The organism is Leadbettera azotonutricia ZAS-9 (genome assembly GCF_000214355.1).
Classification (GTDB): domain Bacteria; phylum Spirochaetota; class Spirochaetia; order Treponematales; family Breznakiellaceae; genus Leadbettera; species Leadbettera azotonutricia.
The window spans coordinates 3,305,709-3,317,098 of record NC_015577.1 but is presented as its reverse complement, the minus strand read 5'-3'; the positions used below and the strand labels follow the sequence as shown (position 1 = coordinate 3,317,098).

Genomic DNA, 11,390 nt, shown 5'->3' with positions numbered 1-11,390 from the left:
CCCCTATTGTATTTTAGTGAATTGGGTATAAGCCACAGCGGAGCTGGGGTAGACCGATGGCCCGCTGAAATTATCCCCGCATGAAAAGCCTGCGCTCACCAGCTCAAAGTTGTTCTTCTCTTCATCAAAATTGAGGTTGAGCCTCGACTGGCTTAAGGCAGTATATTTTGGGAGGGCATCTTCAAGTTTAAGATTGATAGTAACAAAGCCATCCACCGGCACGCCCCGTACCGTCCTGCGGGCATGGCCCCAGTAGGAATAAGCGCCGGTCCCAAAACCCTGGTAACGCAGGGCATTATCACCCCTGTGCTCCCAGGTATCGTAACGTTCTACTATTATAGTGCGGTTTGAACGGAATTCCAGAATACAGGTGAGAGGCCCATCGTCCATATTGATAACCGCCCGCCACTTTCCCAGCAGGTAATTTGGGAAAGGCACATTCTCGGTCACCTGGGCAGCAAAGACGAACATTTGGGAAGACAAAGCCGCAGGCGTATCAGCCTGTGCCTTGGCAGTATTCAAAGCTTTATTGGTTTTTGCGTCGTAAGTGGTAGCGGTCAAAACCACCTGGTTGCTCTGCCTGGCAAGCTGGCCCCTCACAAGGTATTCAGCGTTTTTCGCGTTTTCGGGGTTATCCCCGATCAAAAGGTTCAGTGTGCCCCAGGAATTCAGCTCAGTTATGAGCTGATCCGTCAGGCTTGCGGCATCCCCCGCAGTAAGTCCTGTACCGGTGAATTCAAATGGGAATACGGCTACTATCGAAAGCCTCTGCGAGAAGGCTGTCAGGGCGGTGAGGAGGAACATCAAGGCAAAAGCTGTTTTTTTCATGTATTTTCCCCTATATGAAAGCATGGGCTAAAACATCGCATAGCGTAAGTATAAGGGAAACAGGCAATTTTTGGAATAGAGGGGAAGGTACAAAAAATCGCAAAATATGAATTTTGCGGTTAATCTTCTAACTAGCTGGTTTTTCTGAAGATCTCATTCAGAAAAACCTCTCCTGGTTCTGAAACACTTCCGCCATGGCCAGGATATTTTCTACAGGCACATCGAAAGGCAGGGCATGGGTAGGCGCGATTATGAGGCCCCCTGATTCGCGCAGGGCCTTTACTATGCGCACAATTTCACTTTGCAATTCTTTGGGCTTCATGCGGGGCAGGGCCTGCTGTGTCGATACACCGCCCCAGAAGGTTATTTTATTTCCGTAACGTTTTTTAATATCAACAATGTCATAAATTTCGGGCTGAAAAGTCTGGTAGCAATCAAGGCCTATTTCGATTAAATCGGGAAATATCTCGTGACAGTCCCCGCAGGAATGCTGGATCACGTATTTTCCTTTTTGTTTAACCCTCTGGTAAAGACGGGCCATGCGGGGTTTTATAAAATGCCGCCAATGATCAGGCCCCATAATAAGCCCCTGCTGCTGGCCCCAGTCGTCGCCGAAGTAAATGCCGTCCACATCGTATTCCAGGGCTATATCCAAAAGCGCAATAAAGAAATCGCAGATACGGTCGAAAAGTTCGTCCAGGGCCTCGGGGCTTACAATCATGGAGGCCAGAACATTTTCCATCCCCATAAGGCTCCAGATACGCTCGAACATGCAGAAACCAAAACCCATAAAGGTAAAGCGATCCTGTTTGGTTGCAAGCAGGGTTTCGATATCCCTGCGCAGCCTTGCGGTATCGGGAACGGGGAATTGATAGGTGTTGTTTTCCACATCCGCAATTTGGGGATTCTCCACAACGCCGATATCCTTGTCGGCGCCGCTGCGGTTCCAGACTACGCCGAATTCATCCCTGAAGTGTTCGGGTTTCCCCGGCATCTCGGCGGGCCAGCCCCAGTATTGGGCATAGTGGAGATAAGTTCCGAGTTTTGCTTCAATGCCAGGATCGCCCGTAGTGTCTATGAGACGCTTCAGGGATTGGGCGGTGTATTCAATATGATACGGTATAGGTTTTGCAGCACGGTGGTTCAAGGCTTCCAGGACAGTTTCCCTTCGATTCATACAATCAGGATACGGCTTGAAGAAAAAATTCCGCTAGGGTAAATTGTTCATGTTATAGAAAAATTGTCCGCAGTGCGGACTAGGGGTGATATGGATGTAGTCTGGAATCAGCCGCGCATGATGAATCTATTGCAGAGCTTTCACCGGATCAGCAATGTGAGGAGCGGTTTTTTCGATCCCGATGGAAAGGAGATCATAGCCTATCCCGAACCGCGCAGTGATTTCTGCAAGCTCATTCGGGCGGACAACAGGGGCGAGACTGCCTGCCGCCGCTGCGATCTTGCGTCCTATCACTATGCGGTGAGCCATCACGGTCTCTACATCTACCAATGCCACGCAGGGCTAACCGAGGCTATTGCCCCCATTCTGGGCTCCGGCGAAGAACGCATCGGCTATCTTATGATAGGACAGATCCAGCCGCCTCTGGGCGAGGATCGAGCCAGGCAATGGGAAGAGATTTGCGGCAAGGTAAAACCCCTACATACCGATTTGTCCAAATTAAAAGCGGCCTATCAAAAACTTCCTTCTATAAAGATGGATCAGCTCAGAGCCAGTGCCAATGTGCTTCAGGCTCTGGCGACCTATGTGTGGCTCGACAACTATATCCGCGTCCAGAACGAGCCTTTGTCGGCCCAGGTGCAGAAATATATAGCAGAGCATATTGCCGAACCTTTGAGCCTCTCGCTGCTCATGGAGCATTTCAAGGTGGGGAAGACATCGCTTTGCAAAAACATCAAGAGCGATCTTAACCTTACTGTGGGCGAGCTAATCCGCTCTGTTCGTATTGAAGAAGCCAAAAATCTGCTCCATTCAAGCAATAAGCCTGTGGCGCGTATTGCCGAAGATGTGGGAATTCCCGATTTCAATTATTTTACCAAGGTGTTTAAAGAAGAAACCGGCGTTACCCCCACAATATACCGCCGGCTTTGCAAGGGCGAATATCTCCAGATTGTCCATTCCTGATTTTCGAGCTCAACCATTGACTTAAAGCGTTCAAAAAAGGATACTAAGAGGAAGAAATATCAAAAGCGGAGGAAATATGAGTATCATTGAATATGTGGAAGCCAGGGAAATCCTTGATTCCCGGGGAAACCCCACGGTAGAAGTGGAAGTTTTCCTGGAAGACGGTTCTTCGGGAAGGGCTGCAGTTCCTTCGGGTGCGTCTACCGGCGATTATGAGGCGGTGGAACTTCGGGATGGCGACAAGAGCCGCTATCTGGGCAAAGGCGTCCTCAAAGCTGTGGACAACGTGAACAACGTGATCGCCCCGGAGATTCAGGGCCTCGATGCCCTTGAGCAGGTTAATCTTGACCGCACCATGATCGAAATCGACGGTACCGAGAACAAAGGCAAGCTCGGCGCCAACGCCATCCTTGGCGTGTCCATGGCGGCAGCCAGGGCAGCGGCCAATTACCTCGACATCCCCCTCTACAAGTACCTGGGGACTTTCCATTCCAACCTGCTCCCTGTGCCCATGGCCAACATCATCAACGGCGGCAAGCACTCGGACAACAAGATAGACTTCCAGGAATTCATGGTCATGCCCGTGGGCGCCGAATCCATAAGGGAAGCTGTCCGCTGGACAGCCGAAGTTTTCCACAACCTCAAGAGCCTTCTCCACTCGGCCGGTAAGAACACTGCTGTAGGCGACGAAGGCGGTTTTGCTCCCGACATCGGCAACGAAGAAGCCCTGCAGTTTATCGTCAAGGCTATTGAAAAGGCCGGGTACAAAGCTGATGGGGAGCAGTTCGGCATTGCCATGGACTGCGCTTCTTCCGAGCTCTACGGCGAAGGCGGCAAGAAAGGCTACAAGTTCTGGAAATCCAACCCCGACAAGCTTTTCAGCGCCGATGAAATGATTGGCATTTATACCGACTGGATAAAGAAGTATCCCATCATCTCCATCGAAGATCCTCTTGATCAGGACGATTGGGACGGCTATGTGAAGATGACCAAGGCCCTGGGCAACAAGATCCAGATCGTAGGCGACGACTTCTTTGTAACTAATACCAAGCGCCTCGAAAAAGGCATTGGCCTCGGCGCCTGCAACTCCATCCTCATCAAGGTGAACCAGATCGGCACCATCACCGAGACCTACGAAGCGGTCGAAATGGCCAAACGCGCCGGCTACACCGCCATCGTGTCCCACCGTTCCGGCGAGACCGAAGACAGCTTCATCGCCGACCTCGTGGTAGGCCTTGAAACCGGCCAGATCAAAACCGGCTCCATGAGCCGTACCGACCGTGTCTGCAAGTACAACCAGCTTATGCGCATCGAGGATGAACTCGAAGGCGTGGCCGAGTACGCGGGCAAGAAGGCGTTCTACAGCATTAAGAAGTAAGATTTTTTCAGGTAAGTGTAAAGAAAGCTGCCCGTAATGGGGCAGCTTTCTTATAACAGCGCCGCCGCGTAATTGACTCCCAATGCCTTTTTTACTATTCTAAAATCATGGTCATAGAAAGAACCGTCGAAATACCTGCCGATCGGCATCTGCATTTGGATTTTGACCTGCCGGAAGCCTTTACCCCAGGTGCAACAGTGGTATTTACCATTGTGCCCCCGGCAGAACCCCCTAATGCGTATGATACCTCTGCCGATCCTCCCTCGTTGGAAGAAATATCCCAAATTCGGGAACGGGTTGAGCAGCTTGACCTTCCCCTTTCTTTCACTTCCATTGAAAGCGCATTGGAAGAAGCGGCGCGGCGGACAGTAGGTGCGGAAGCCGAAGAATTCCGACGTATGGCGGGCAGATTCCGTTATTATCTTGAACATAGCGAACTTTGGGACGAAGCGGTCAGAACCGTACGTGAAATGCGTGCTGAATGGGATGACCCCTGGGACCCGGCGGTGCAAGCGGCTTGGGTAAAGCCCGTTAAGACGGCGGCTAATGGCTAAGGCCCGGTTCACACCCGATTCCAGTATACTCATAAGCCATATCAACAAAGCATTGGATTTATCCTTTCTTGATGCACAGGGGGAATCTGACCAATATGCGAGTATTATTGCGTCTATAGAAGTCTTGTCAAAACCGAATATGCTCCAGGAAGAACAGAAAGAAGTAGAGGATTTTCTAGCCCGGTTTGTCGAGATTCCCATTACCGATCCCATAAAATACGAGACCATTGCCATTCGCCGATCTACCAAGCTCAAACTGCCGGATGCAGTCATCGCCGCAACCGCCGTCATATTAAACGCTACGCTTCTTTCCAATGATCCTCATTTACTAAACCTCCGTTGGCCCGGACTTACGGTTAAATCCATTATCTGAATATGGTTAGGGTATTGGAATTATGACAGAGGGTCCAGCTTGGTCAAAGCATTTGACCAGCTTCGTTAAAGTGTTTAACCCCGTCCCTTAAAGCATTTATGCCAAACATATAAACATACTGTTCAACAGGTATAAACAACGGTGTGTTTCAGCCCATCGGCGGGGTAAAATCCATGATAGACCATACATTTTTATCCGCAGAGCCGTCTGCCGGCATGATATACCTGCAAGCGTGTATAGTAAAACCTTCCCGGTAATGAATCAATACTCTGTTTTGATGGCTGTTTTGACCGTTTTTATGAATTTTTATACCACCGAGTTAAAGTGTTTAACCCAAAGGCTTAAACCAGCCAAGGGAAAGGTACGGCGCCTTCGCTTTTTTATAAAATCTTGTGAATTCCTCTTGACATATTTCCCCAAATTATCTATCCTATCTGTGAAATATTTCACAGGAGGTGGTGCCTGGCACCTTTAATTCCTTTCGTAGCAAAAGCACGGCTTCTCCACCTTATGAGGATACTGGAACATTCGGGGGAACCTCTCACCTCTGCCCAGATTGAAGCCCTCACGGGCTGGTCGAGCAATACCATCAGGAAGGATATTTCCTACCTTGGAGGCGATGAGACGGGCGCTGCAGTGGGTTCGTCCTCGGGTTATGCGCCTGAGGTTCTGCTTCCGGCTATCAGCAGGGCTTTGGGCCTTGATCGGCGGCGGAAATTCTGCGTAGTTGGGTTGGGGCGGCTGGGATCGGCATACCTTAACAGCGGAACCATGGAATTCGGCGGTTTTGAGCTTGCCGCAGGGTTCGACACCAATGTGAACCGCACGGAGATCCTGAAGTCCCCTGTTCCCCTGTACCCTGCCTACAAGATGGGCGAGGTGATTGGCCGTTTCGAAATTGAGATTGCCCTGCTCTGCGTTCCCGCGGAGAACGCCCAGGCTGCGGCAGAGAAGCTGGCCGCTTCGGGGATACGGGGCATTGTGAATTTTGCGCCCCAGGTTCTGACCGTGCCGCCCTCGGTGGCGGTGAGGAACGTCTATGTGGCGGATGAATTGAGAGCTTTGGCGATAGCCATAAATTAAAGTAGCGGCTTAGAACCTGCTTACGCAGGGGAGGCTAAAAAGGAGTTCTGCATGCGTGTATACAACTTTTCACCCGGGCCTTCGGCCCTGCCCCTGGAGGTGCTTGAACGCGCCGCCAAAGAGATGACCGATACCAACGGCACAGGCCAGTCGGTAATGGAGATGAGCCATCGTTCCAAGGACTATAAGCCCATCTTCGAAAGGACCGAGGCCCTTCTCAGGGAACTCATGGGGATTCCTTCCAATTATAAGGTTCTCTTCCTCCAGGGAGGGGCGTCGCTTCAGTTTTCCATGATCCCCCTCAATCTTGCGGCAGGGGAGCAAGGGAGCGCCAAAAAGAAGGCTGTTTATATTGATACGGGGGTATGGGCAAAAAAAGCTTCCGACGAGGCCGCCAAGTATGCCGAGGTTTCCATTCCCGCTTCGTCCAAGGATAAGGCCTACGCTTACATCCCGGCTGCGCCCAAAGCCGATTCCGATGCGGCTTACTATCACATCACCTTGAACAACACCATTGTGGGTACCAAGTGGGCTTCCATTCCGGACACGGGGGCTGTGCCCCTGATCTCGGATATTTCAAGCTGCATACTTTCGGAGCCCCTGGATGTCTCCAAATTCGGCCTGCTCTATGCCGGAGCCCAGAAGAACTTGGGGCCTGCGGGGACAACGGTGGTTATAATCCGGGAGGATCTTATAGGCCATGCGCCGGCCTGGACTCCGGCCCTGCTCCGCTACGACATCCACGCTGCGGAAGCTTCCATGTACAATACGCCGCCTTGCTACGGCATCTACATCATAGGGCTGGTGCTTGAGTGGCTCAAAAACCTGGGGGGCGTTTCGGTTATTGCCCAAAAAAACCGCGAAAAGGCCAATCTCTTCTATTCGTATCTGGAATCATCAAAACACTTTCTCTCCCCTGTGGAAAAGGTCAGCCGGAGCCTCATGAATATCCCCTTTGTACCCAGGGAAACCGATCCCGAAAAGCGCAAGGATATCGAGACCCGCTTTGTCAAAGAGGCGGGAGCTGCGGGATTGGTGAACCTGGCGGGCCACCGCCTCGTGGGGGGCATGAGGGCCAGCATCTACAACGCCATGCCCATCGAGGGGGTTAAAGCCCTCATTGCATTTGCTGAAAAGTTTGAGGGAAGCCTTTAGGCTGGGAAGCCTTCGGCTTCAAAGGAGCAGCTTGTGTTTAAAATCAGGACCATGAATAAAATCAGCCCCATAGGGCTGGATCTTTTCCCCAGGGACAAGTACGAAGTAGCCAGCGAGATACCCAACCCCGATGCCATTTTGGTGCGGAGCGCCGATCTTCACTCTGTGGAGATACCCGACACAGTGCTGGCTATTGCCCGGGCCGGCGCGGGCTACAACAACGTTCCGGTCGATGCATGCAGCAGCAGGGGCATTGCGGTTTTCAATACCCCCGGAGGGAATGCCAATGCGGTCAAGGAGCTTGCCATCACCGCCATGCTCCTCTCGTCCCGCAACATAATCGGGGGCATCAACTGGTGCCGTACCATAGCGGACAAGGCCGACGAAGTGCCCGACCTTGTGGAGAAGGGAAAATCCAAGTTTGAAGGGCCCGAGCTCAAGGGCAAGACCCTGGGAGTGGTTGGCCTCGGGGCTATCGGGGTTATGGTGGCAAACGACGCGGTGGCTCTTGGCATGCAGGTCATAGGCCACGACCCCTACATTTCGGTGGAGGCTGCCTGGAACCTTTCCCGTGCGGTGGTCCGGGCCGACACCCTGGAAGGGCTTCTTGCCAAATCCGACTATATCACCCTCCACCTGCCCCTGGCTGACACTACCAAGGGCCTTTTGGATGCTGAAAAATTCCGCTTTATGAAGAAGGACGCCAGGATTATCAATCTTGCCCGGGGCGGCCTTGTAAACGAGGGGGACATCATCGACGCCCTCAATGCCGAGTGGCTTGCGGCTTATGTTACGGACTTCCCGTCGGCTGAGCTTCTCGCCTGCCCCAAGGTCATTTCCATCCCCCATCTGGGGGCGTCTACCCCCGAGGCCGAAGACAACTGCGCGGTCATGGCGGTTCAGCAGATCATGGATTTCCTCGAATCCGGGGCCATCAAGAATGCGGTGAACCTGCCTCGCTGCAGGCTCGACCAGCGGGTGCCCTACCGCCTCCTCGTGGTGAACCGCAATATCCCCAACATGGTGGGACAGATCACCACGATACTTGCCGCAGCCAGCATCAATATCGGCGACCTCATCAACCACCACCGGGACGACTATGCCTACAACATCATCGATACCGAGCAGGCGATCTCCCCGGATGCCCTGAACCAGATTAAGGCTGTTGAAGGCATAATCCGGGTAAGGAGCATCGAGACCAGGGCAGGGTGAAAAGCTATTTACCCTTGCCGTAATTATCAGTATATTAGGGGCATATTGAGGACAAAAGAAATTTTTACGGTTTTTTGGGTGTTTTTGGCAGTTGGCTTGATCAGTTTATCAATCTTTTCCTGTACCTATGAGGAGAAACCTGCGCAAATAGCCGCCGAGCTAAGCGAAGCTGAAAAGGAAAATCTTTTCTTCAGGGAATTGGCAGGCCCTGTTTCGGGCTTTACTGCCCACGAAAACGCCGACACCATACTCGACGCCTACAGAAATGAAACGACCCGGGATCAGGTGGTTGCTTTCTTTGAGAAGATCACCAATTCCAGGGAGCTTGCGGCAGTGGTTTTAAGCAATGCCGCTGCCGTCGGTGTCTCCCCGGCCCTGGCTTTTTCGCTCTGCTGGGAAGAAAGCTGCTATAACCCCCGGGCTGTCAACAAAAAAAATCGCAACCTTACCATAGATCGGGGCCTTTTTCAGCTCAACAGCGCCTCTTTCCCGGATCTTGAAGAAGAGGATTTCTATAACCCCAGCATCAATGCCTGGTACGGCCTTTCCCATCTCCGCTGGTGCCTGGATAACGCAGGGACTGAGGTAGCGGGTTTAGCCATGTATAACGCAGGCACAGGGCGGGTACGAAACGGGGGACCCCAAAAACACCCTGGACTATATTTCCCGCATACTCAAACGCCAGCAGAAGATCGAGGATGCTTTCCTCGCCGAGGCCCTCAAGCTTGCTGAAGCCCAGGAAGCGGAAGCTGAAGACGCTGCTGGTTTCAGGTTCAGCCTTTTAGCGCCCCTGGGCGGACGCTGACCTCGGCTTCGCCTTCAAAGCCTTCATTATAAATATAGAGCCTTCCTTCTTCGCCCTTGTATTCATGCTTTAAGGTTGTGGCAATTTCCACATCGGTTCCAAAACACTCCAACGGAATGAAAATCTCCGTGGGGGCTTCTATTTTTGGGTCCGCCGTAAAGCGGTAGCTAAAGCAACGTGTTTTCCTGTCCCACCCAATGGAGAGAGGCATGCCCGCTGTTGCCATGGGGTAGGGCCGCCTCCAGCCGTTGAGGGCCCGGGGCTTGCCGCCGCTTATAATAGAAAGATCTTCCCCGTTCCAGCGATCCCCTTCTTCGGGCGTGCTGTCCGCAGTGTAGTTCCAGATAGTGGAGTGGAGGAGATTTTTGTCTATCCCATCGTAATAAAGGGACAGGGCCTCCTCGTGGAGGCTGTAATCGCCGGTTTTATACCCCCGTCTATTGTTCATGTCGAAAGGAAGGCCGAATTCCCCAAGGAGGCTGGGCATATTCCCCATTTGTGCCTTTGTCCAGTCTTTTGCCGCTTTAAGCTGTTGGGCATACAGGGCTGCGACCTTTTTCCTACCCAGGATTATTTTGCCTGTGAACTGATCCGCCGTAAAACCCGGATGGAAGGACTTGAGGAAAAGGGTAGGGCCGTCATAATGATGAAAGGCATTCACCACCCCCTCGCCGTCAGCAGCCGACCAGGTGGGATGCCTCCCGTTATTCACGCCTTCTATAAAAAAGAGGCTGGGCCTGTCCGCCTCCTTCATCCTGTCAATAAAATTCACGATGAAGGGCTTGAGAAAATCTTCCACAAAATCTGCGGGTTTCCCCTTATACAAGGCAAAGTGATCTTTTTTGAGAAGCTTCGGGCAGCCTTCGTCCGTCCAGATTCCGGCTTGCTTCCAGGGGCAGGCGTACCCTTCCTTGAAAAGCGAAAGCCCTTTGGGGTTGATGGTTTCGCTGCCCTTTTTTATATAGCCCTTGATCCAGGGGGCGCAGACCGGGACTTTAACCGCATACCCCGATGCCGCCTTCATGGCTTCGAAAGCGCTGGGCATAGCGCCAAAAGCCACCACGATATTTTCAAGGTTTTCCAGGTTCTTGTACCCGATGAGGCCCGGATGAGGTTCGTTCATGGCGCCCCAGCCTGCCAGGGCTTTGCAGTTCTTGAGCCGCCGATAACAGTGCCTGAAAGCAGCGAAATAATGCTCCTGGAGCCAGTCCTGGGCGCTTTGCCCCTCGATTTTCAGGTCCGGGGCATAGGCATTGCCGGCAAAAAAGAGGGTAAAGAGGGTAAAAGCAGCATAGCGGTTGTAATTGACCGGCCAAATCATGCGGGGATAGGGCTTGCGGCGGACTTCTTCATAATGCTGGCGGGTAATGGCCGCCCCGGTCTCGTCCAGGCGGCTTAAATCCATGCCCAGCTTCTCCAAAGTCCAGGCAGGGGCCCCATCGCCCCCGGTCCAACGGCTCCATGAGTCCTGGTGGGGATCCATAAAGACCGAGATTCCTTTTTTTTCCGCTATGATGAGGAGCTTTCGGAGATAGGCAAGATAGGATTCATCGTAGATGCCTGGGCCTGCATGCTCCAGGCTTTCCCAGGTAAGCACAAAGCGGATAAAGGTGAAGCCCCAGGAACGGAGTTGATCAAATCGCTCCTCTGCCTCCTCAAGGGGGAAAGGCCTGCCCACAAAGGAAACTTCGGCGGGGTTTTCCAGGGAATGCGCGTTCTGGCCGGCTGCTTCGACGGGGGCGGAGGGGAGCTTGGAGCTGCCCCCCAGGTTGCACCCCCTGAGCAGCAGGGTTCTGCCTGAATCGTCGAATATATGGGGGCCTTGTATTTTCATAATTCTCCCTTGAAAATAATAACTTACT

At 52.5% G+C, this 11,390-nt stretch carries 11 protein-coding genes; 8 read left to right on the top strand and 3 right to left on the bottom strand.

All coding sequences use genetic code 11. The features are described from left to right. Positions 1-3 precede the first annotated feature (3 nt). Together TREAZ_RS14640 and TREAZ_RS14635 are read right to left on the bottom strand one after the other, a co-directional pair. A complete protein-coding gene (locus TREAZ_RS14640; RefSeq protein WP_015712669.1) occupies positions 4-828 on the bottom strand; it encodes a hypothetical protein in 825 nt (274 codons plus the stop codon). 157 nt (positions 829-985) lie between these two features. Beyond that, a complete protein-coding gene (locus TREAZ_RS14635; RefSeq protein WP_015712668.1) occupies positions 986-2,005 on the bottom strand; it encodes a uroporphyrinogen decarboxylase family protein in 1,020 nt (339 codons plus the stop codon). A gap of 90 nt (positions 2,006-2,095) precedes the next feature. Here TREAZ_RS14635 and TREAZ_RS14630 point away from each other — a divergent pair, with 90 nt between their 5' ends. From TREAZ_RS14630 to TREAZ_RS14595, 8 genes are all read left to right on the top strand, one after another. Then, complete coding sequence (locus tag TREAZ_RS14630) at positions 2,096-2,968, top strand: PocR ligand-binding domain-containing protein (RefSeq protein ID WP_015712667.1); 873 nt, start codon at positions 2,096-2,098, stop codon at positions 2,966-2,968. 76 nt (positions 2,969-3,044) lie between these two features. Beyond that, positions 3,045-4,346 (top strand): phosphopyruvate hydratase, encoded by a 1,302-nt coding sequence (gene eno / locus TREAZ_RS14625; RefSeq protein WP_015712666.1) that lies wholly within the window; start codon positions 3,045-3,047, stop codon positions 4,344-4,346. A 107-nt stretch (positions 4,347-4,453) separates the two neighbouring features. After that, the gene (locus TREAZ_RS14620) at positions 4,454-4,900 is read left to right on the top strand and encodes a hypothetical protein (RefSeq protein WP_015712665.1); all 447 of its coding nucleotides are present in this window, start codon (positions 4,454-4,456) and stop codon (positions 4,898-4,900) included. Next, on the top strand, positions 4,893-5,273 hold the full coding sequence (locus TREAZ_RS14615; protein ID WP_015712664.1) for a type II toxin-antitoxin system VapC family toxin: 381 nt from the start codon (positions 4,893-4,895) through the stop codon (positions 5,271-5,273). The genes TREAZ_RS14620 and TREAZ_RS14615 overlap by 8 nt, the downstream gene beginning before the upstream one ends. 510 nt (positions 5,274-5,783) lie before the next feature. Next, positions 5,784-6,356 (top strand): CoA-binding protein, encoded by a 573-nt coding sequence (locus TREAZ_RS14610; protein ID WP_015712661.1) that lies wholly within the window; start codon positions 5,784-5,786, stop codon positions 6,354-6,356. A 51-nt stretch (positions 6,357-6,407) separates the two neighbouring features. Beyond that, positions 6,408-7,511, top strand: a complete 1,104-nt coding sequence (serC, locus tag TREAZ_RS14605; RefSeq protein WP_015712660.1) for a 3-phosphoserine/phosphohydroxythreonine transaminase — start codon at positions 6,408-6,410, stop codon at positions 7,509-7,511. Positions 7,512-7,544: 33 nt separating this feature from the next. Further along, entirely contained in the window at positions 7,545-8,723 is a 1,179-nt protein-coding gene (locus TREAZ_RS14600; RefSeq protein WP_015712659.1) for a phosphoglycerate dehydrogenase, read from the top strand. 45 nt (positions 8,724-8,768) lie between these two features. Then, the gene (locus tag TREAZ_RS14595; RefSeq protein WP_052297696.1) at positions 8,769-9,455 is read left to right on the top strand and encodes a transglycosylase SLT domain-containing protein; all 687 of its coding nucleotides are present in this window, start codon (positions 8,769-8,771) and stop codon (positions 9,453-9,455) included. Positions 9,456-9,496: 41 nt separating this feature from the next. On the opposite strand, the gene TREAZ_RS14590 is transcribed toward TREAZ_RS14595, so the two are convergent. Next, positions 9,497-11,362 carry a glycoside hydrolase family 5 protein gene (locus TREAZ_RS14590; protein ID WP_015712658.1) on the bottom strand — a complete coding sequence of 622 codons (1,866 nt, stop codon included), beginning with the start codon at positions 11,360-11,362 and terminating at the stop codon, positions 9,497-9,499. Between the last annotated feature and the right edge of the window lie 28 nt (positions 11,363-11,390).